The following is a 25,079-nucleotide window of genomic DNA, read 5'->3' on the forward strand; positions in this document are numbered from 1 at the left end:
TATACAAGAAAATGTTTTATTCCTTATGAGGATATGAATTCTTGTTCACTTATTTACTTAGCTTTACATTGCTTGATGAATTTTTGGCTTTCTTTAAGGCTGAAGCGAGTACGAACATGTATATAAATACAATAATACCTATGATTAAATAAGAGAACTTAATATTCATTAGATCCGTGAGAGTACTGCTCAAAATAGGGCCGATCATTAGGCCAATTGAGTATGCCGTGTTATAGAGTGCAAAAGTAATTCCATAAGAATGAATTCCACTTCGTTGAGAGATATCAGCAAGTTGAGGTAAGCAGGGAGCAAGGACCATACCCATGCTAACTCCTAAAACAGCTAAAATAACAGCTTGAAGCGATAATATTGCTGGAAGTACAGTCAGAGGAAGTGCAATGGATACCATAAGTAGACCGAGGAGAATTCCATTTTTATAGCCGATTTTACTAGAAAACTGTCCTATAAAAGGTGTTGCCAGGCCATAAGCAAGCGTGGGAATAGCAAATAATAATCCAATAATTCCTGGGTTAGCGCTAAAATTGTGCTGTAGGTGTAACGGTAATGTTGGCTCAAGTACGCTTGGGATGGATGCGCCGATAATCACCACTCCAATAACCAAAAGCAAATCTTTATTTTTCATGAACGAGAAAGGGGAAATATACTTTTCATTTTTCGCTTCCGGAATATCATGCAGGAGAATTAGTCGAAGTACAGCATCGATGACGGCCAAGGAGATGGCAAAGTAAAAAGGAAGCTGGTAACTTCCCCATTGATACAACCAACCGCCAATTGTCGGTCCAAGAAGGGTTCCGGCGGCTTGACCGGATAATGCCAAGCCCATGGCTTTACCACGTTCTTCAGAAGGGTATAGATCAGCCAAGAGAGCGAGTCCTGCTGTCCAGGTCATTGCGGCTGCAATTCCCTGAAAAGCGCGTGCCACTACAAGCAGCCAGAACGTGTGGGCTATGGCAAACATTAAAGTGGAGGCTATGAGTCCAATTAACCCCCATAATAGAGGTGTCTTTCTCCCAATCCGATCTGTTAATAGGCCAAAAACAGGTGTAGCTATAAATAATGCGATTGCATAACTGCTGAATAAAAATCCTATTTCAGTTTGAGTTGCGCCCAGAGAATCTGCATATCTTGGCAAAATGGGAACGACTAATCCATAGATTAACATATCAATGAATACAGCTAATCCGACAACAATTAGTGCAGCTTTTTGCTTATTTTGTGCTCCTTTACTCAGTTTCATTATTACATCCTCCTCATAAATTTCTTCTGATTTCCTCTTTAATTTGTTTAACAAATTTTAATTGAAGCTCGCATTGATCATAAATATTTCTGAAAATTAACATGACGTTTACGGGGATATCCATAATTTCAGCTTTTTGTTCTTGCCCTAGTTTCATTTCCTTATAGATTTTTTCGATGGCTTGCTGCTGAAAACTTAAAGCTTCTTCAATTTCATGGAGCCCAGCCTCATCCATAAAAGTTAAAGCTGTGTACAGTGCTGTTGGAAACACAACAGAAGATTCTTTAAATGATTCGATTAAAAGCCGACTAAACTCATTTTTTCCTGCCTTCGTGATAGCATATATAGCTTTGGACCGGTTCCCTGTCTGTTCTAATGTTTCTAACTGTACAATTCCTTCTGAATCCATTTTTTTTAAGGCATGATATATGGAAGCTGGTTGCACATAAGCCCATTTATCCGTTTGTGCTGATTGCATTTTCTGCTGTATTTCATATCCTGACATTGCTCCATATTGTAACAAGAGCCCAAGAACCATTACACGTGTCGTACTCAAGATGACATCTCCTCCATAACTTTATTGCTAAATGTTTTATACTAAATATTTAGTAAAGGATTATAGTCGGATTATATCATTACAATCTAATGATGTAAAGGTTTATTCCCTACATACATTCCTCACTGTACCTCATCAAAAGGAGAGCCATACTAACGAAATTAATCGGCTTTGGCCTTGGAGACACTATGGTTGGCCTCAACATCGGAGTTAGATAAGCGGTCCAAATAATCCCTTTATTATAGGATAGTTTTTTACTGATAAAGTCTGATGAATTTATAATAGTTTGCGAATATAAATTTAACCTGGAAAACATTAAATTCATATTTACTTTACGAAAATATGGAGGTAGAATATTTCTTGTGAAACATACTAAATATTTAGTATTTTATGTTTTTTAAAAAATGTATAGTTATTAATGTTTTCTATTAGAAAGGAGGGAACATATGAGCAGTTTATAATGATGCTTACATTTACATCGGAAAGGTACTTTCTGCAAGGGGAGTGATCCGAAATGTTAAGCAAGGTGATCAAGGATATCCGCTTTATTAGAGAAATGGATCCAGCAGCACATAGTTGGATTGAAATAGTATTATGTTATCCAGGTTTTCATGCTTTGATAGTCTATCGTTTATCCCATTTACTTTTTGAGGTTCATTTGTATTTGTTTGCACGAATATTATCTAATTGGGGCCGTTTTTTTACGGGAATCGATATACATCCAGGTGCGAACATGGGGGATGGGATTTTTATAGATCATGGTATTGGAGTTGTAATAGGTGAAACCGCTGTAATAGGGAACAATGTGACAATATACCAGAATGTTACTTTAGGAGGCACTGGGAAAGATGTGGGGAAAAGACACCCTACTATTGGAAACTGGGTTGTCATAGGTGCTGGGGCCAAAGTGTTGGGCCCTATCAAAATTGGCGATTACTCAAAAATAGGAGCAGGTGCAGTAGTATTAAAAAATGTTCCCGCCAATTGTACCGTTGTTGGTGTTTCGGCAGGCATAGTGAAATGGAACGGATATTCAATCATAAAAAACAACCAGCATATTAAGTCAGTGGTCAGATATTTTAAATGATCATATTTAGAGGAGGAACTATGATGCATAAGCAAATCCCTGTTCAATTGTCTAAATTAATCCAGGATGAAGCTGATTATTTCTGGTCTCCATCCGTTCGTTGGTGTAAAACAGAGGACGCCGTTGAAATTGAGCATTCAGTATTCTCTGGTATAGCACTTGAACTATTTCCTGAATTGTACTATATAACGCAAAAAGGTATAAAGCTGGAATCTCTTATCGAGCATTATTCTCATTTAAATCAGGAATTTCTTGTTGATTTTATTAAACATCTAATTAATGAACGTATATTAGTAAGTTCTATATTATCCCCTCAAGAGCTTCTTTATCCACATAATTATCTCGTACACAACCCTCACCACGAAGACACTTTCATCGATCCGGAACGATACAATCGCTTCAAACAAAAAAAGCTTGAACGCACATTTTCGAATGTTATGGAGTACGATCTTCCCTTAGAGGATGTTTCTTTTCCGGAAGAAATTGTAAATCGTAGATCTTTTCGTAATTTTGATATAAACCGTAAACTTCCATTTAAAACATTTTCAAAGCTAATCTCTGTTTTTAAACAGACTATAACCGATCGGGAGATTCGCTATTTCTATGCAACCGATGGCGGCCTATATCCAATTGATATATTCATTTATGTAAAAGATGCCCGGATAGAAAAGGTGAAGGCTGGTTTATATTACTATAATCCTGTACGTAATATGCTTCAAATGGTAAGCAGCGCCTGTGTTATCACACAGGAAGCGCATTATGCCCAAAATCAAGAAATATTTAGCACATCGGCTTTTTCTGTATTTATGGTTTATAACAGCGAGGTTACAATGCCGAAATATGGTGGAATGGGCTATTTGTATGCCGCTATTGACTGTGGAATTATGGTGCAACTGTTGACCCAAGTAGCTGAGCTGGAGCAGGTGGGGTTGTGTTCTATTGGTGATATGAATTTCCGTAAAATTAAAAAATATTTCAAACTAAATTCCAGTCAGGTTATGCTGCATTCCATTGAAGTTGGGCTCAAGTAAATAGAACGATGGAACCTCGGCAGGGAGGAAAAACAATATGACTATCCACAGTCTATTTGAAAAGCAAGTAGTAGCTAATTCAGATCGTCTCGCTGTTGTCAGTTGTGAAAAATACCTAACTTATCGACAATTAAATGAAAAGTCCAATCAATTAGCTGAAATATTGGTTGAGCACAATGTTAGTACTGGTTGTATTGTCGGAATTATGATGGAACGATCCGTCGATATGATCATTGCAGTATTAGCAGTCCTTAAATCTGGAGGAGCTTATTTGGCACTTGATCCAGGGTACCCTGAGGAGAGAGTTGAATTCATGCTGAGTGACAGCAATGTGAAGTTGCTACTTACACAACAGCACTTAAAATCTCCTAATCATCCGGGACTAAGTAAATTAACAGTGACTGAACAGCTGTATTCCAATTGTTCGACCAACAATTTGGAGCGGAATATTTGCTCAAGCGATCTCGCCTATCTAATCTATACATCAGGCTCAACAGGGCAGCCTAAAGGAACCTTATTAGAACATAAGGGAATTGAAAATTTACAGTCAATTTGGGCAAATAAATTCCATATTACTTCAAAGGATCGAATTGGTCAGTTCGCCAGCTTTTCTTTCGATGCCTCTGTTTGGGAAATTTTTATGGCACTTTTTAATGGGGCAACCTTATATATTATTCCTCAGGAAATAATACATCAGACCCTCGATTTTGAGTCCTATGTTTTAGAAAATATGATTACTGTACTAACATTGCCTCCAAGCTATGCTGTTTATTTGGAGGCTTCGCGTATTACGAATTTAAGGTTGATGATAACAGCAGGATCGTCATCATCCGGTAATTTGGTAAATCAATGGATTCCGTATACAACTTATGTGAATGCATATGGACCCACCGAAGCGAGCATATGCGCTTCTTTATGGGTGGCTCCTTCAGCATTTTTTGAAGGTAATTCGGTTCCTATAGGCTTGTCATTGCCGAATACGAATTTTTATATTCTTGATGAGCAACTGAAGCCTGTTGATTGTGGAGAAATTGGAGAACTTTTCATAAGCGGGTGTGGGCTAGCAAGAGGCTATTTGAATCGTCCAGAGCTTACAAAACAAAAATTCATCCAACATCCAACAATTCCAGAAACAACAATATATAGAACCGGAGATTTAGTACGGATGCTTTCTGATGGAAATTTGGAGTATCACGGAAGAACGGATCAGCAAGTAAAAATACGTGGGCATCGAATTGAATTGGAAGAAATTGAAGTCATCCTTCTTAAACACAAGGAAATCACAGAAGTAGTGGTGCAGACTATTCAGGGCGAGCAGGATCAGTTGCAGTTGTGCGCGTATTATGTAGCTCGAAATGCGATAAACACAACTGAGCTGCGTCAGTTTATCAAGCAAGAATTGCCGATTTATATGATACCAACCTATTTTGTTTATTTATCTGAACTTCCTATGACCATTAATGGAAAAGTGGATCGAAAAGCTCTTCCCAGTCCAACTAGGGATTTATCGGGGCAACTTAATCATCAGCAGCCTCGCACTGATTTAGAGAAACTTTTATGCTTACTAATGAGTGAGGTTCTTGGTGTAGGCCAGGTGGGCATAAATGATAACTTTTATGATTTGGGTGGTGATTCAATTAAAGCCATTCAATTATCTGCAAAGTTGAACTCTCATAATCTAAAGCTCAGTAGCCATCATCTTTTAAAACAACCTACTATTGCACAATTTGGTCAGTCCATTCAACAGATTCTCCGTAAAGGTGACCAAGGTAAAGTTTTAGGGAATGTCCGCTTTACCCCTATTCAGCATTGGTTTTTTTTAAAAAAGTTAACTGATAAACATCATTGGAATCAATCTGTTCTGTTTTATAATCCAGCACGTTATGAACCAGAGGTTTTGTTCAATGTTTTGAAAACGTTGGTTGAGCATCACGATGCGCTTAGAATGACTTACCAAATGGAGGGTGGCATTCTAAAGCAGATGAACATGGACATGAATCCTGAAGTATTCAGCTTCAATATACTCAACGTGCCGCATGAGGATGAAGAACAATTTATTATCAACCAAATCTCGGAGATTCAAGGGAGTAAAAATCTAGAAAGAGGTCCATTAGTACATTTAGAGTTGTTCAGATCCAAGGTAGGAGATCATTTGCTGCTGTCCATACATCATTTAGTGATGGACGGAATTTCACTGCGTATATTAATCGAAGATTTGACAAAGTCCTATGAGCAACTTATTGAGGGGAGACAGGTTGTACTACAGGAGAAGACAGATTCATTTCAAAGATGGGCTGAGGCATTAGAAAATTATTCATGTAGTGAGGAGGTAGTAAAACAAATTCCCTATTGGCTGGATTTTGAAGCAAGAGTTAATCAGGAATCGATACTGTGGAAGAGAGAACTAGTACAGAGGTCAACACAAAGGAACAAACGTAATTTAAAATTTGCTCTATCAAAAGAAAATACAAAATGGCTTCTTGGTCAAGCTCATCATGCGTATAACACCGATATAAATGACGTTTTGATATCTGCTTTAGGAATGGCTTTGCATGATTGGCTTGAAATCAGGCAGATTGTAATCAATATGGAATCCCACGGTCGTACTGATATTTTACCTGATATGAATATTACTCGTACAGTCGGTTGGTTTACATCTCAGTGCCCCGTACTTCTATGCATGCATGATCCTGACGATTTGTCTGAGTGGATTACAAAAACCAAAGAGAATCTTAGAACTATTCCAAATAAAGGATTGGACTATGAGGTACTAAAATATCTTAGCCCGGAACGTCTGAGAGCACCTTTAATATTTTCTATTGAGCCAGAAATTAATTTTAATTATTTAGGTCAACTTGACCAAATCTCGAATTCTCCATATTTCCAACTCTCTCCTTACAGTAGTGCAGCTTCCTTTGGACCTGAGGGATTAGGGAATATCAGTCCTAATAATGAACTGTGTTATGCACTTGAAATAACAGGATATGTCGAGGGAGATCAATTGCATCTTTCTATCGGCTATGATAGTGCACGAATTAGTGTACAAGAAATCCAACATTTGGCGGAAGGATATGAAAAGCAGCTTATCAGGATTATTCAGCATTGCATAGACAAAAAGGAGCAGGTGCGTACTCCAAGTGATTTTACATTGAAAAATTTAAAAGAAGAGGATTTAAATATGATTTATGATGTGCTTCTCAATTCGTTAAATATCTAAACCACTAGATTAGGCGGGTGAATAGAATGAATCCGTTTTCGAAAGAACAAATTCAGGATATATATGCGTTGTCACCTATGCAAGAAGGCATATTATATCATTCTCTATCAGATGCTGAGCCTAACACTTATGTAGTACAGCTGATCCTAACTATGGAAGGTCATCTTAATGTTGAACTTATGCGGCAAAGTTTTTCGACACTCATCCAACGGCACAATGTATTAAGAACAACTTTTTTATTGGAAAAAGTCAAACAACCACTTCAGGTAGTGCTAACGGAAAGGCCTCTTCAATTTGTTTTTGAAAGCAGAGCTGATATATCAAGTCTGGATGAAAAACGGTGGATTCAGCAATATTTAGAAAAGGATCGTCAGCGAGGATTCAACTTGACGAGAGATCCGCTCATTAGGCTATCGATGCTGCAAACAAGCCCTAGGGAATATATTTGTGTACTCACTTTTCATCATATTCTAATGGATGGATGGTGTTCAGATTTACTCCTTTGCGAATTATTTGAGATCTATACTTCTCTAGTTGAAGGACAAAGCAAATTCACTTATATGGAGCATTCTTATAGTCAGTATATAGAATGGTTGGAAAAACAAGATCAAGAAAGTGCACTTAAATACTGGAAAGACTATTTAAACGGATTTGAAGAATGCTCTGTCCTGCTAGGTCAAACACATAGTAATGGAAAAAAATCTATTCAAGATTATAGCTTGGGTAAATATTCTATTCAATTGGAGCATCCGCTGTCCGAATTTTTAAAAGAGTTGGCCCGAAACAATCAAGTCACATTAAACGCAGTCTATCAGAGTCTGTGGGGGATGGTGCTACAAAAATATAATAATAGTAACGATGTTGTATTTGGTTCTGTTGTAGCAGGAAGGCCCCCGGAAATATCAGCAGTTGAGCAAATGATAGGATTGTTTATTAATACAGTTCCTGTACGTGTACAATCAGCGGGGGACCTAACTTTTGTTTCACTAATGCAGCAAATTCATCATCTAAATTTAAATTCCCAGCCCTACGAGCATTTGTCACTATCACAGATTCAAAATCAGTCGATTGGACAAAGCTTGTTTAATCATATTTATATGTTTGATAATACGCCTTTAAGTTCCACATGGAAACATATGTTAGCTGAAGTAAATGTAAACATTAAGGATGTTGATGTTATAGAACATACTAATTATGACTTAAGTATTACAGTGCTTCCGGGTGATGAAACAAATATAACGTTTATCTATAATTCCAATATTTATTCTGAAGATACAGTGAGAAGAATGGCAAATCATATGTATAATGTTGCAATGAAAATTTGTAGTGAGCCTTCCGTTTACTTGAAAAATATTTGTATTTTGAGTGCTGAAGAGGAGACCGAAATTATTGCATTGAATAGTGCAAAGATTATGGAGAGTAACGGAAAAGAAACACTTGCAGATTTATTTGAAAGGCAAGTTGAAGTTTCGCCACTTGCAACGGCCCTTACATGTAGAGAAACACATATATCTTATGGAGAGTTAAATAAGCAAGCCAACAAGCTTGCCTACGTTTTACAAGATATGGGTGTTCAACCTAATCAACTAATTGGATTACTTACAGAGCGTTCACCAGAGATGATTAGTGGGATACTAGGCATCTTGAAATCAAATGCAGGCTATACACCTCTTGATCCGGAAAATACAATCGAGCGATTAAAGGTTATTGTACAGGATGCTAACTTATCAATCATTGTAGTTTCGCAATCGAATCTTTCTTTAATTACAAAGCTAATGGAACAACTGGAGGGTTCCGCAAGACGTCAGATTTTAGTTCTTGAGGACGTACTGGAACAAACAAATGATCGTGATAAGAGTAATCCACTACGCATATCAGAGGCTAACCATTTGGCTTATGTGATGTATACTTCCGGTTCGACCGGTATACCTAAAGGGATCATGATTGAAAATATCAATGTGATGAGAATTGTGAAGGGCTCGGATTATGTACAAATTGCACCACAAGACACTATTCTTCAATTGTCTAACTTTGCTTTTGATGGTTCTGTTTTTGATATATTTGGGAGTCTTTTGAATGGAGCAAGACTTGTTTTAGTAGACAAAGAGACAATGCTTAATGCATCTGAGTTAGCTCAGTTAATTTTAAAAGAGAATGTCTCCGTTTTTTTTGTGACAACTGCTCTGTTTAACACACTCGTTGACCTTGAAATTCATTGCTTGACCAATGTAAGAAAGGTGCTTTTTGGTGGCGAGCGAGCATCAGTAGCACATGTAAAAAAAGCATTTCAGTTAATGGGGAAAGATAAAATTATTCATGTATATGGCCCGACAGAAAGTACGGTTTATGCGATGTATCATGAAATTCAAGAAGTTAATGAGGATATGTATACAATTCCGATCGGGCGACCCATTAAGAATACGGAGGTGCTTGTTCTTAATGGGGAAAATCATCAACAGCCGATTGGGGCAATTGGGGAACTGTGCATTGCTGGAGAAGGTCTCGCACGAGGATATCTTAACAATGACCCATTAACTCAAGAGAAATTTTTCTATCTGTACGAAAAACGATTATATAAGTCAGGTGACTTAGGACGACGGCTTGCAAACGGAGAAATTGAATTTCTGGGGCGTAATGACCATCAAGTAAAGATTAGGGGATTCCGAATTGAATTGGGTGAAATTGAAAAGTGTATTCTTGAAAATCAAGCTGTAAAAGAAGTATTCATCATGGAGCAGTCAGATAAACAAGGGGATAAGCGCTTATGTGCGTATTTTGCTGCAGATCAAGAAATGAATACCGAAAAAATCAGGCATTGGGTTGCTGAAAGACTGTCGAACTACATGATCCCTGCCTTTTTTGTACAAGTTAAGAAGCTACCTCTAAACGCAAATGGCAAAGTGGATCATAAGAAACTTACAATGCCCGATACAAGTCAGCTCTTTCAGGATCAAGCTATACTTCCAAGAAACAGCACTGAAGAGACGGTGGCTCACGTATGGGAAACGGTGTTGGGCATTGGGAACGTAAGCGTGGTCGAAGACTTTTATGCATTGGGAGGGGATTCAATAAAAGCTATTCAAATTTCAGCGCAACTCCGAGCGAAAGATATTAAAGTAACTACCAAAGATATATTTCAGCATCCAAGTGTAGCAGACTTAAGTACCTTTATTATAAAAGGACAATCGAAGCAGATGCAGTCTGTGAATGCTGCTGCGATTCAAAATGGCTATGACGAATTAGGGATTTCTGCAAGTGATCTGCACGAACTTCAAATAGAGTTGAATTCTAAGATCAATTAACAGGAGGGAACTAGTCATGTCGTCTAAACAACTTTTACAAAAGATTTATTCGCTAACACCAATGCAGGAAGGAATTCTGTACCATACATTGCGTGAAGAAAATCAGGGTAATTTTATAGTTCAGCTTTTTTTCAGTGTGGAAGGGCCTCTCTCACTAGACATTATGAATAAGAGTATGCAATTGCTTGTACAGCGACATGATGTTTTCCGTACGCTTTTTAATGTTGATAAAGCGAAGCGACCCATTCAAATGGTCGTAGACCATCTGGAAAATAGAATGATTTTTCAAGATTTGACTGAAATGAATCATAATAGTCAGATGGAATTTATATCTCATTATGCTAGTGAGGAAAAAATTAAAGGTTTCGATGTAACTGCTGAAATGCTTGTTCGGCTTACTGTATTTCAGACGGACCTGCAACATTTTCGGTTACTTCTAAGCTTTCATCATATTATTGTGGATGGTTGGAGCTTGAGTGCGATAGTACAAGAGCTTTTTGAAATATATAGTGCCTTATCTGCACAACGATCACCTGATCTAAAGGAAATCCACTCTTTTCAAAATTATATCGAATGGCTTAAACAACAGGATCAAGATTCTGCAAGTTTATACTGGACCCAGTATTTAGAGGGGATTGAACAGTCCACTGGTTTACCATGGAAACCAAAACAGAAAAAGGAAGGTTATTTGCAGGAACAAGTTAAGTTTACCTTCGATCGGGAAATGACTAAAAAACTTAAGGAATTGGCACTTGCCTATCGTGTAACGATGAACGCTGTTATTCAAGCAATCTGGAGCATCGTGCTAAAAAGATATAATAATACCAATGATGTGGTTTTTGGGACAGTCGTTTCAGGAAGGCATGCAGCGGTTTCCGGAATCGACCAAATGATCGGAATATTTATCAATACCAATCCAGTAAGAATAAAGTTCGAGCAAGATATCCATTTTGAAGACCTGTTGTCATTAATCCATGAGCAAATGATTGAGTCCCAAGAGCATAGTCATTATCCTCTGATGAAGATACAAGCGCCTACGCCTCTGAAAGAGAATTTAGTTAATCATATTGTAGTTTTTGAAAATGTACCTTTGGAATTCAATTTATTAGACGGACAGCATGTACATGAGTTGAAAATCTATGATTTTGAATTAAAAGATCAGACAAACTATGATTTCAATATCATTGTGATACCCTCTGAGGAAATATCTGTATGCTTAAAATATAATGCATTTTGCTATTCAAATGAAGATATTCAAAAGATTGCTGGACATATTCGTGCGGTCACAACTGCCATCACTGAAAATCCACATATACTTGTTAGAAATATTTCAATTCTCACACCAGATGAAAAAGAACGCATATTAACAGAATTCAACAACACAGAACATGTTTTTTCTGACCTGAAAAATTTACACGAATTTTTTGAGGACAGAGCTATAGCTTATCCTGACAAAACCGCCCTGATCCTTGGTGAAGAAAATATGAGCTATGAAGAGGTTAATAAACGTGCCAATCAATTAGCCAGAATACTACGACGCAAGGGAGTATGTAGTAACCAGAGCGTTGGAATAATGGTTGAAAGATCATTTGAAATGATCATAGCTATATTGGCGATTCATAAGGCTGGTGGTGCTTATATACCTATTGATCCCGACTATCCCAAAGACCGTGTTCGTTATATGCTGCAAGACAGTGGAACTAACCTTGTCTTAACAAAGACAAGATGGAATGAACGCCTTGTAGGTTTAGAAATAGAAATCCTGCTCATGGATATAAGTTTGTCTGATAACGAGGATAACACCAATCTTAATTGTGTTAATCATCCTGATGATGTGGCCTACATCATATACACATCAGGTTCTACCGGCAAGCCGAAAGGGGTAATAGTTCAGCATCGGTCCGTTGTCAACAATATGTTGTGGATGCAACGAAAGTATTCGATCACAGAAGCGGATGTTATCATGCAAAAAACAGCTTACACTTTTGATGTGTCCGTGTTTGAATTGTGCTGGTGGTATTTTCAGGGCGCAGCGACTCTATGTTTGTTGGAGCCTGGAGCTGAAAAAGATCCTGAGAGCATAATCCATACAGTTGAACAAAAAAAAGTAACTGTAATCCACTTTGTTCCATCCATGTTACATGCATTTTTAGACTATTTGGAATATGGGGAAGGACATATTCAGCGTTTATCATCTATACAAAAAGTGTTTACCAGTGGAGAAGCACTGACATGCAGGCATGTTCAACGGTTTAACGATGTATGGAGAAGAGATAAAAGCATTGTTTTCTCTAATCTATATGGACCGACTGAAGGTACTATACACGATTCTTATTTTGATTGTCCTTCTGATTTTAAGATGGATTCCATCCCAATCGGCAAGCCGATAGATAATATTCAAATGTATATTATAGACCAGGATGATCAATTACAGCCAGTTGGTGTAGCAGGAGAATTATGTATTTCGGGTACAGGCGTAGCAGCAGGATATGTGAATCTTCCTGAAGCAACAGAAGAGAAATTTGTAAGAGATCCATTTAGAATCGGTCAACATATGTACAAAACAGGCGATTTAACAAGATGGATGAATGATGGAAATATTGAGTACATGGGGAGAAAAGACTTTCAGATCAAAATTCGGGGGTACCGAATTGAAACTGGAGAAATAGAAAACGTTCTACTACAATATCCAGGTATTCAGCAAGTATTAGTTACATTATGTATGGATGACAAAAATAATGGATATTTATGCGCATATATTATTGGATCTCAATCTATTGATGAAAATGATATAAAATACTATCTTATCCATTACGTTCCAGATTATATGGTGCCGTCTTATTTTATAAAGTTAGACAGATTTCCACTATCGCAAAGCGGAAAGATTGATCGTAGGAATTTACCAATACCGGACATCACAGTAAAGGTATCTACAGGCTACACACCCCCAAGAAATCATATTGAAAGAGTGACATCAGAGATATGGAAAGAAGTTCTGGGTGTAGAAAAAGTGGGTATTCACGACCATTTTTTTGCGCTTGGGGGAGATTCTATCAAAGCCATTCAAGTGTCATCACGTTTACAACGTCATAAGGTGCATATCGGAATTAAAGATATTTTTGCGAATCCGACGATTGCACAATTAACTCAGGTGTTGGCTGTACAAACAAAAGTTGTAGATCAGAGTGTCGTTGAAGGGATCGTTCCGCTTACGCCTATTCAAAAGTGGTTTTTTGAACATCAGGGGATACAACGGCATCATTGGAATCAGTCTTTTATGTTGTATAGAAAAGAAGGATTTGAACCTGACATCCTTCAAGAAACGATGAATTATATTATTTATCATCATGATGCTCTGCGTATGATGTATGCAAGCGAGCAAGACTCTATTGTACAAACAAATCAGGAAATGAAAGGGTCAGCTTGGTTGCAGGCTGTAGATCTATCAAGTGAAGTTGATGTAAGGGATCGTATCGCAAATTTTTCAGAAAAGATTCATATGAGTATGGATTTAACTACAGGCCCTCTACTGAAATTGGGACTATTCCAAACCATTGAAGGGGATCATCTCCTTATTGTTGCGCACCATCTAGTAATCGACGGTGTTTCTTGGCGAATATTGCTGGAAGATATCACACAGGTTTATAAACAGCTTAGTTCTGGAGAAAAGCCTTCATTACCGTATAGGACGACTTCCTATAAGAGCTGGGCTAGCGCACTGGAGGAGTATGCGAACAGTCCGGTATTACTTGATGAGATTCCATACTGGATGAATATGGATCAGCGGCATATTGAGCCTCTGCCTAAGGATCACACATGTTCAACCAACTTTATCAAGGATACGAGATCGATTAATATGCAACTATCCAAGCAGGACACAGACAATCTGCTTCGTCATTCCAACCAGGCTTACAATACGGAAATTAATGATATATTGTTAGCCGCATTAGGGAGTGCATTCCGAGAGTGGACAGATCATACCCAGATTCTTATCGGTTTGGAGGGGCATGGGAGAGAAGATATAGTCCCTGATAATAATGTCTCTCGGACGATCGGTTGGTTTACAACAATGTATCCTGTAGTAATTGATCTTCCGTTATCTTGCTCTGTACAGGATACTGTTCAACATGTAAAACAAACATTGCGCCAAATTCCGAAAAAAGGGATCGGATACGGTTTATTAAGATATGTTACTGCTCTGGAACACAATAAAGTAATGAAGTGGAAACTTCGTCCTGAAGTTTGCTTTAACTATTTAGGTGAATTTTCCCAAAGTATAGATCAGGGAGTTTTTACTCTTTCTGATATGTCTCAGGGACAAATGCTTGATCCGCAATCAGAGCGAAGTTATTCCATTGATATAACGGCAGCAGTCATGGAGGACGAGCTAAGAATTTCTTTTATATACAATAAGCATGAATATGATGAAGATACACTGACCGAAGTTGCCCTGAATTTCAAGAAACATCTCTTAGAAATTATAAATCATTGCATAACATGTGGAACAAGAGAGCTTAGTGAAAAAATATACCCGACAGCGCTTCCCGATTTAGCACAAATATACGCTCCTTTTGCGCTAACTGATATTCAGATGGCATATTTTCTAGGTCGAAATGATGAGCTTGAAATGGGCGGCGTTTCCACTCATGTGTATACCGAGGTGGAGACTGACGTTGACATAGTACGTTTTAATCAATGCTTGAATAAAGTCATTCAGAGACACCCGATGCTAAGAGCAATTATCATGCCAAGCGGCGAGCAGGTTATTCTTAAAGACGTGCCTGAATATCAAATGGCTATAGAAGATCTTCGATTCCTGACAAGAAGAGAACAAGAGGAACGAATTCATCTGGAACGAAGCCGGATGTCACACCATGTGTTTGTTCCTGAACAGTGGCCGATGTTCGAATTTAAGGCTTTTCAGCTTGAGAATAATAAATGTCTATTATGTATGGGCAGGGATTTACTCATTGCTGATGCAGCAAGTATGGATATTATCGGTCGTGATCTGATGTATTTCTATCACAATCCGAATGCCGAATTGCCCCAATTGGACTTCAGCTTCCGCGATTATGTTCTTGCTTATTTAGATTTGAAGCATTCTGAAATATATGAGCTGGATCGAAAATACTGGCTTAATAAAATTGAAGATTTTCCATTAGCGCCTGTTCTCCCTTTACAATGTAATCCAGAACAAATAACAGCACCAAAATTTCAAAGAAAAGAGAAGATATACAATCAACAACAGTGGATTTCTTTAAAAAAGCTGGCTTTACAAAATGGAGTGACCCCATCTGCTTTGCTCGCGACCATTTATTCATATCTTCTTTCCATGTGGGGGAATCAGGAAAATATATCCATTAATCTTACAGTCTTCAATCGGTACCCTTTTCATGAACAGGTAGAACATATTGTGGGTGACTTTACATCAAACCTGTTGCTCGGCATTTCATTTAAACCTGGTACGTCATTGTGGGAAAAGGCCAAAGATGTTCAGTCTGTATTAATTGATGCATTGGAGCATCGCCACTATGAGGGTGTTGAGTTTATTAGGGATATTGTGAGACATCATGGGATTAGACATGGAAAGGCTGTAATTCCGTATGTTTTTACCTCTGTGCTTTCTGAAAATAAAACAGAACGCATACCCGGTCTTGAACAATTAGGAAACTTGAAAACAGGAATAACGCAAACCTCACAGGTCTATATTGATTTTCAGGCTACGTTAGTAGCGGATGAATTATGGTTATTTTGGGATTATGTAGAGGAATTGTTTTCGCCAGAAATGATTGAAGGTATGTTCAGACAGTTTACGCAAATCATTGATTCTCTTTTGATAAAAGCTATTTATTCTTCAAATCTGGAAATTGAAATAGAGAATGAGGAAGCTATCCGATTATACAACAATACGAACAAGGCTTTACCGCCTAGCACCTTGCATGGGTTGTTCGAGGAGCAGGCAACGCGTACTCCAGAAGCAGTGGCCTTAATGCATAAGGATGAATGCTTTACGTATGGAGAACTGCAGAAACGTTCAAATCAAATAGCTCGTTACTTACAAGAGCAGGGTGTATGTCGTGGTGATTATGTTAGCGTATTGGCGAGTCGGAGTATAGCAACTGTTGCTAACGTTATAGGTATTTTAAAAGCCGGAGCAGCTTATGTACCGGTGGATCCGGACTATCCGGAAGAACGGCGCCAATACATTCACGAGCACAGTCAATGTAAGCTAACTGTAGAACCGGAGTTGTACGATACAGCCGGCGTAGCAGGATATTCAGACGAAGCTCTTCCAATGGATTATCATCCGGACGATGTGGCGTATGTGATCTATACATCGGGCAGCACAGGCCGACCGAAGGGCGTGATCACAACACACGGAGCAGCAGCCAATACGATTCAGGATATTAATCATAAATTCGGCATCCATGAGCAGGACCGAATGATAGGTTTGTCCTCCATGTGTTTTGATCTGTCTGTATATGATCTGTTCGGTGCCTTGGCAGCCGGAGCGGCATTGGTATTGATTGACGATCAACGGGATGTTGATGATGTCATCTACACGATAGAGCATCAAGGGATCACCCTATGGAATTCCGTACCGGCTATTATGGAAATGGTGCTCGCCAACGTCACGGCTAACTTTTACAATAATGGAATTCGAACGGTGTTGCTCAGTGGGGACTGGATACCGCTACAGCTGCCTGAGAAAATAAAGCGACATTGTCCGCATGCAGAAGTGATTAGCTTGGGAGGAGCAACAGAAGCCTCAATTTGGTCCATCTACTACCCAATCGAGGAATGGGATGGACAGACCGCCTCGATACCTTATGGCAGACCGCTGGCGAACCAGCAGATGTATGTGCTGAACTATGAGTTAAAGCCTTGTCCGGCGGATGTACAAGGGGAACTGTACATTGGTGGGATGGGGCTTGCGGCAGGTTATCTAAATGATGAACGGAAAACCCAGGAATCGTTTGTGGAACATCCAGAGCTGGGCCGATTATACCGAACCGGAGATTATGGAGTATGGCGTCCGGCAGGCTATATCGAATTTCAGGGACGAAAGGATCAGCAGGTCAAGATCCGGGGGTATCGGGTAGAGCTGGGAGAAATTGAAGGACGCCTGCTGGCACATGAATTCATCAAAAATGCAGTGGTGATGGAACAAAGGGATGACCGTAATCACGCATTTCTATGTGCATACTATGTTCCAGATGAGGAGGAAGTGACCCCGGAGGAACTGCGAATATATTTACAACGGGAACTGCCGAATTATATGGTGCCGTCGCATTATATGGAACTGGAGAAACTACCGTTATCTCCTAATGGCAAGGTGAATCGAAGAGAGCTGCCGATCCCGGATGTGGAGCAGCAAATGGATTCGAAATACGAAGAAGCACGAAATGAAACAGAGCAGAAACTGACGGAAATATGGAAAGAGGTATTGGGAGTCGAACGAATTGGAATCCATGATCATTTCTTTGAACTGGGTGGAAATTCGATTCTGATGGTGCAAATCCGAACAAGAATAAGCAGGGAAATGGGAAACGATTTGAATCTACGAGACTTTCTGCAGCATTATACCATAGCGAAGCTGTCAGAACGGATGAAGGAAGGTGTAGATACACAAGCGGCCATCGTGTATCCGGAGTTAATACCTGATCCGGAGCATATGTATGAACCGTTTCCGCTAACGGACGTGCAAATGGCCTATCTGATGGGACGCGAAAACCATTTTGAGCTGGGTGGAGTGTCAACGCATGGATATACTGAAATCAAAACAGACTTTGATTTAGACAGACTTAATTGTGCATTACAACAGGTCATTAAACATCAACCCATGATGCGCGCAGTCGTATTTCCTACCGGAGAGCAGGTTATTCTGGAGAACGTACCGGAATATCGAATAACAGTGGTTGACCTTACCCATTTGAGTTCGTCTGAGCAACAAGAACGGATAGTGTCAGAAAGAGAGAGAATGTCTCATTATGTATTTCCAACAGACCAATGGCCGCTCTTTGAATATAAAGCTTTTAAATTATCTGAAGGAATTCATTATTTGTTTGTCAGCTACGATATGTTGATTACGGATGGAGCAAGTATTCAGCTGATCGGCAAGCTGCTGGTTAAATTCTATCATGAGCCCAATTGGATGCCATCACAGTTACAGAGCACATTCAGGGACTATATTTTGGCATTGCAGCATTTTAAAAATTCAGAAACCTATACAAAGGACAAACTGTATTGGTTGAATAAATTGGAGGATTTTCCTTCAGCTCCGGAACTTCCTTTGAAAGCGGATCCGTCCGGTGTGACTAAGCCTCGTTTTTGCCGTCTGGAGCAAGAAATCGATAGAGAAACCTGGGAGAAAATTAAAAAGCAGGCGTATCAGTACAATATAACGCCTACGGCCGCTCTTCTTACTGCTTATGCAGAAGTGATGGCTTTTTGGAGTAATCAGCCTCATTTAGCCGTGAGTTTGACCGTTTTCAACAGACTGCCGTTTCATCAAGATGTAAAAGACATGATTGGAGATTTTACTTCCGTAATTTTAATAGAAATTGATTTCAGATCCGAGAAAGGGTATTGGGAGAGAGCTAAACGGATCCAGGAACGCCTTTTAGAATCACTTGAGCATCGGCATTATGATGGTATTGAATTGATACGGGAAATATCTAAATACCATAATTATGGTAATCGTGCTGTTATGCCTGTTGTTTTTACAAGCATGCTGCTGGGGAGCAAGGAAAGAGGCGAAGTTAGTTGGTATGAACTAGGTGAGATACAATTGGGGGCCGGACAGACGTCTCAAGTGTATTTGGATCATCAACTTTTTGAGGACAATGGTTCGTTGAGAATCGTTTGGGACTATGTTGAGCAACTATTTGATGAAAATGTAATTCATTCAATGTTCAAGCAATATATTGATACACTAACTCTGAATACTAATTGCATGAGAATTACTGAACAAGAAACGAAGTTGATGGAGAGCTACAATAATACAGAGAAACCGATACCATACACTACCTTGCATGGCCTGTTCGAGGAGCAAGCAGTACGCACTCCAGAAGTAGTAGCATTAATGCACAAGGATGAATGCTTTACGTATGGAGAACTGCAGAAACGTTCAAATCAAATAGCCCGTTACTTGCAAGGGCAGGGTGTATGTCGTGGTGATTATGTTAGCGTATTGGCGAGTCGGAGTATAGCAACTGTTGCTAACGTTATAGGTATTTTAAAAGCCGGAGCAGCTTATGTACCGGTAGATCCGGACTATCCGGAAGAACGGCGCTACTACATTCACGAGCACAGTCAATGTAAGCTAACTGTAGAACCGGAGTTGTACGATACAGCCGGAGTAGCAGGATATTCAGACGAAGCTCTGCCGACTGAGTATCATCCGGACGATGTGGCGTATGTGATCTATACGTCGGGCAGCACAGGCCGACCCAAGGGCGTAATCACAACTCATGGAGCAGCAGCCAATACGATTCAGGATATTAATCATAAATTCGGTATTCATGAGCAAGACCGGATGATAGGTTTGTCCTCTATGTGTTTTGATCTGTCCGTGTATGATCTATTTGGTGCTTTGGCAGCCGGAGCGGCATTGGTATTGATTGACGATCAGCGGGATGTCGATGATGTAATATACACGATAGAGCATCAAGGCATCACCCTATGGAATTCCGTACCGGCTATTATGGAAATGGTGCTCGCCAACGTCACGGCTGACTTTTACAATGATGGAATTCGAACGGTGTTGCTTAGCGGGGATTGGATACCGTTGCACTTGCCAGAGAAAATTAAGCGACATTGTCCACATGCAGAAGTGATTAGCTTGGGAGGAGCGACCGAAGCCTCGATCTGGTCCATCTACTACCCAATCAGGGAATGGGATGGACAGACCGCCTCGATTCCTTATGGTAGACCGCTGGCGAACCAGCAGGTGTATGTACTGAACTATGAGCTAAAGCCTTGCCCGGTCCATGTACAAGGGGAACTGTACATTGGTGGGACGGGGCTTGCAGCAGGTTATCTGAATGATGAACGGAAAACCCAAGAATCTTTCGTGGAACATCCAGAGCTGGGCCGATTATACCGAACCGGAGATTATGGAGTATGGCGTCCGGCAGGTTATATCGAATTTCAGGGACGGAAGGATCAGCAAGTAAAGATTCGGGGGTACCGAGTAGAGTTAGGAGAAATTGAGGGGCGTCTGCTAGCACATGAATTCATCAAAAATGCAGTGGTAATGGAACAAAGGGATGACCGTAATCACGCATTTCTATGTGCATACTATGTTCCAGATGGGGAGGAAGTAACCTCAGAGGAACTGCGAATATATTTACAGCGAGAACTACCGAATTATATGGTGCCGTCGTATTATATCGAACTGGAGAAAATACCATTATCCCCAAATGGCAAGGTAAATCGAAGAGAGCTGCCGATGTCGAATGTGGAGCAGCAAATGGAGTTGAAATACGAAGAAGCACGAAATGAAACGGAACAGAAACTGACGGAAATATGGAAAGAGGTATTGGGAGTCGAACGAATTGGAATCCATGATCATTTTTTTGAATTGGGTGGAAATTCGATTCTGATGGTGCAAATCCGAACAAGAATAAGTAGGGAAATGGGAATAGATTTGAATCTACGAGACTTTCTGCAGCATTATACCATAGCGAAGCTGTCAGAACGGATCGAGGAAGGCGTAGATACACAAGCGGCCATCGTGTATCCGGAGTTAACACCTGATCCGGAACATATGTACGAACCGTTTCCGTTAACTGATGTACAGATGGCTTATCTGATGGGACGCGAGAACCATTTTGAAATGGGTGGAGTGTCGACACACGTATATATTGAGTTAGAAACTTCATTGAACATGAATCGGTTTAATCGAGCTCTACAAAAAGTTATTGAACGTCATACTATGCTTCGGACGATTATTTTGCCGAGCGGACAGCAGAAAATATTAGATCATATGCCAGAATACCAAATTGAGATTATCCCGATTGAGGATCTCTCCAAGGAAGCTCAGGAACAGAGAATACTGACGGAAAGAGAGCGCATGTCTCACTACATTTTCAAGACTGATCAGTGGCCTCTATTCGAGTATAAGGCTTATCAATGTTCTGCAGAAACGTTTTATCTTTTTATTGGTTATGACATGTTAATAACGGATGGGGCGAGCTTTCAATTTATTCACCAGGAAATTATGAAATTTTACCATGATCCAGACTTAGATCTGGCAGGTGTGGATATTACTTTCAGAGATTATATGATGGCTTATACGGCATTCAAATCTTCGGAAATATATAAGAGGGATCGGCAGTATTGGATGAACAAATTGAATAACTTTCCTGATCCACCTTCCTTGCCGTATATTTCCTTTCCAAGCATGATTGTACAACCGCGCTTCAAAAGGGCAACCAAACACTTAAATAGGGAACTATACGAAAAGCTAAAGCAAGTTTCACAAAAGAATCACCTGACACCAACTGCAGTACTATGTACTGTATTTGCCAAAGTGTTGTCTTACTGGAGCAATCAATCTCAATTAGCGCTCAATTGTACTATTTTTAATCGTTATCCATTTCATAAAGATGTATATAAGATGATTGGCGACTTTACGTCTGTTATGTTGCTTGACATCACGCTTGAAGGAGGGAAATCTTTCTGGGAGCAAGCTGAATCCGTGCAAAACGTGTTGATGGAGGCGCTCGAACATAGACACTACGACGGAATTCAATTTATCAGAGAGATTATACGCCAACGTGGTGCTGAAACCCATAAGGCAGCGATGCCCATCGTATTCACAAGCATGTTACTGGATACAGGAAAAGGTACAGATGAGTCTATTTATTTTATGGGGGATGTAAAGACAGCGGTTTCTCAAACCTCTCAAGTTTTTTTAGATTATCAGGTTCTGGAAGTAGATGGCGGACTCACGATCACTTGGGATTATGTTGAACAACTGTTTGATTCGGAATTAATTAAAGCGATGTTTGACCAGTACTTTATGCTGCTGGAATTTTCCTTAAACTCAGATGCGGCAAATAGGTTCCCATGGGGACGTGAAAATCATCATCTGATTTCAGCTTTTAATGATACTTGTGAAGAAATTCCAAGCTCTACACTCGATTCCTTGTTTGAACAGCAGGTTGTTCGTTGGCCAGAGGCATTTGCGGTGATTTATAAGAACAGCCACATCACTTATCAGGAGTTAAATGAACGTTCGAATAGGGTGGCTCGCTATTTACATGAACATGGCGTGTGTCGTGGAGATTTTATTAGTGTATTAGCCAATCGGAGTATTGAAACCATTGTGAATATAATAGGTATATTGAAGGCCGGAGCGGCTTATGTGCCGATTGATCCTGATTATCCGGAGGAACGTCGTGAATATATTAGGGATCACAGTGGTTGTAAATTAACGTTGGAACCGGATCTATACGTTAAGGAAGGATTAGCAGTTTATTCTGGTGAAGCACTCCCGGTCGAACATGATCCTGATGATGTAGCCTACGTGATTTATACTTCAGGCAGTACAGGCCAACCTAAAGGAGTCATTGTTACACATGGGGCAGTAGCTAATACGGTGCAGGATATTAATCGTAAATTCAATGTGAATGAGCAGGATCGTATAATTGGATTGTCATCCATGTGTTTCGATTTATCGGTTTATGATCTATTTGGAGCGTTAGCGGTTGGAGCGGCTATCGTACTTATTGATGATCAACGTGATATTACTGAAGTCGCCAAGACACTTGAGGAACATAAAATTACAATTTGGAACTCCGTACCAGCTATAATGGACTTGATGTTGAACCATGTGCTTGGAGAAGAAGAGGAAAGATGTTATTACTGGAATAATATCCCTTCGTCGTCTGGATCGCGTAAGAAAAACAGTTCTTTGCGTTTGGTCATTCTTAGTGGAGACTGGGTACCTCTCAGTCTACCGGATAAAATTCGCAGACAATATATTCACGCGAACGTAGTAAGTATGGGCGGGGCAACAGAGGCTTCTATTTGGTCCATTTATTATCCTGTATATGAAGTACATGAAGACTGGGCCTCCATACCTTACGGTATGCCATTAGCTAACCAAACTTATTATGTATTGAATTACGATCAGGAACTCTGTCCAGTAGGTGTAAAAGGTGAGCTTTATATTGGAGGCGCTGGTTTAGCCAAAGGTTATCTTCACGAAGAAGAAAAAACGGCATCTTCATTCTTAAATCATCCGAAGTTTGGCAGGTTATATCGCACTGGAGACCAAGGAATTCTGAATTCAAAAGGATATGTTGAATTTTTGGGACGTAACGATCAGCAAGTAAAAATCCGTGGTTATCGTGTAGAGCTTGGCGAAATCGAAAATCAAATTCTTCAAATTATTGGAGTAAAGGAAGCAGTGGTTTTGTATACCCCGGATTCGAGAGGAAATAAAATACTGTGCGCGTATATTGTGACCCAACCAAGTTTGAGCATCCAGGATATTAAAGAAGGTATTAGTCGTACATTGCCAAATTACATGGTGCCTACCCATTTTATTGGTCTTGAACAAATTCCTTTAACACCTAATGGTAAATTAGACCGAAAAGCACTGCCAGAGCCATCGGCTAAAACCATATTTCAAAAGAAATATGAAGCTCCAGTGACGGAGATGGAGTGTATTATGGTACGAATCTGGGAAGAGATTTTAGAGTACAGTTCCATTAGCATAGACGATTCTTTATTTGAACTGGGGGTGGATTCGACAAGTGTAATTAAATTTGTGGCGAGATTAGCTACAGGGCACGGAATAGAGCTTCCAATTCGACAGATATTTGTGACACCAACTATTCGAGAGATGGCGTCCCTAGTTTCTTCACCTGAGACGCAGATTAGTGACCTTTCTAACGAAAGAATGTTGTTTAATCCACAGGGAGAAGGAGACCGAAACATATTTTGTTTTCCGCCGGTAGTTGCTTTAGGGGTTGTATATCAAAGGCTTGCTGAATTCCTTGGTTCCTATCGATTGTACAGTTTCAACTTTCTTGAGATCGAACAGAACCGTCTCATTGCAGAATATATCCGTCTTATAAAAGAAGTTCAGCCAGAGGGACCTTACGTATTTCTAGGGATTTCAGCGGGAGGCAATTTGGCTTTTGAAATTACAAAAGCTCTTGAAAAACAGGGGGATAAGGTTCGCCAGCTCATTTTATTGGACTCATTTTACATTACAGAAATAAATTCAGAGCGGCTTACAACGGAAGAGAGTCGTAAATATGCGAAAGAAACGGTAGATCTTATGTTAGAAAAATATCCACAATTGCAAAGTGAAGGAGATTTTTTCCATCATCATGTTGGCGAGAAGATTCAAAGATACTATGCGTATTTGGATAATTTAATGAATTCTGGACAAGTTGCCGCTCATATTCATGTTATTAAATCTCTTCAGAGTCAAAGTAAACATATACGTGGAGATATCCGAATGTGGGAGCATTCTACAAGTGGAGAGTATTCCATTTGTGATGGTTATGGAGATCATGAAAGCATGCTTGATGCTACATTTGTTGAACAGAATGCAGAGTTGATTCTAAACACATTGGAAAAATAAACGATAAAAAAAGAGGTGTT

General features: G+C 39.6%; 7 protein-coding genes. 5 read left to right on the plus strand and 2 right to left on the minus strand.

Features of this window, described 5'->3' with window-relative positions; genetic code table 11:
* Nucleotides 1-49: 49 nt before the first annotated feature.
* Entirely contained in the window at nucleotides 50-1,258 is a 1,209-nt protein-coding gene (locus tag MKY24_RS06855) for an MFS transporter (protein WP_071639947.1), read from the minus strand.
* A gap of 13 nt (nucleotides 1,259-1,271) precedes the next feature.
* Nucleotides 1,272-1,814 (minus strand): PadR family transcriptional regulator, encoded by a 543-nt coding sequence (locus tag MKY24_RS06860; protein WP_071639948.1) that lies wholly within the window; start codon nucleotides 1,812-1,814, stop codon nucleotides 1,272-1,274.
* Between the two features lie 514 nt (nucleotides 1,815-2,328).
* Between MKY24_RS06860 and cysE the strand changes: the two genes are divergently transcribed.
* Genes cysE through MKY24_RS06885 form a run of 5 tightly spaced genes read left to right on the plus strand, consistent with a single transcriptional unit; the run spans nucleotide 2,329 to nucleotide 25,059 of the window.
* Complete coding sequence (cysE, locus tag MKY24_RS06865) at nucleotides 2,329-2,901, plus strand: serine O-acetyltransferase (RefSeq protein WP_071639949.1); 573 nt, start codon at nucleotides 2,329-2,331, stop codon at nucleotides 2,899-2,901.
* A gap of 20 nt (nucleotides 2,902-2,921) precedes the next feature.
* Nucleotides 2,922-3,932: a SagB/ThcOx family dehydrogenase gene (locus MKY24_RS06870; protein ID WP_211201801.1), complete on the plus strand. Its 1,011-nt coding sequence runs from the start codon at nucleotides 2,922-2,924 to the stop codon at nucleotides 3,930-3,932.
* Nucleotides 3,933-3,969: 37 nt separating this feature from the next.
* Complete coding sequence (locus tag MKY24_RS06875) at nucleotides 3,970-7,149, plus strand: amino acid adenylation domain-containing protein (RefSeq protein ID WP_339201640.1); 3,180 nt, start codon at nucleotides 3,970-3,972, stop codon at nucleotides 7,147-7,149.
* A gap of 26 nt (nucleotides 7,150-7,175) precedes the next feature.
* The gene (locus tag MKY24_RS06880; protein WP_339201641.1) at nucleotides 7,176-10,451 is read left to right on the plus strand and encodes an amino acid adenylation domain-containing protein; all 3,276 of its coding nucleotides are present in this window, start codon (nucleotides 7,176-7,178) and stop codon (nucleotides 10,449-10,451) included.
* Nucleotides 10,452-10,467: 16 nt separating this feature from the next.
* Nucleotides 10,468-25,059 carry an amino acid adenylation domain-containing protein gene (locus MKY24_RS06885; RefSeq protein ID WP_339201642.1) on the plus strand — a complete coding sequence of 4,864 codons (14,592 nt, stop codon included), beginning with the start codon at nucleotides 10,468-10,470 and terminating at the stop codon, nucleotides 25,057-25,059.
* Nucleotides 25,060-25,079 lie beyond the last annotated feature (20 nt).

The organism is Paenibacillus sp. FSL P2-0322 (assembly GCF_037975315.1).
Taxonomy (GTDB): Bacteria; Bacillota; Bacilli; order Paenibacillales; family Paenibacillaceae; genus Paenibacillus; species Paenibacillus polymyxa_B.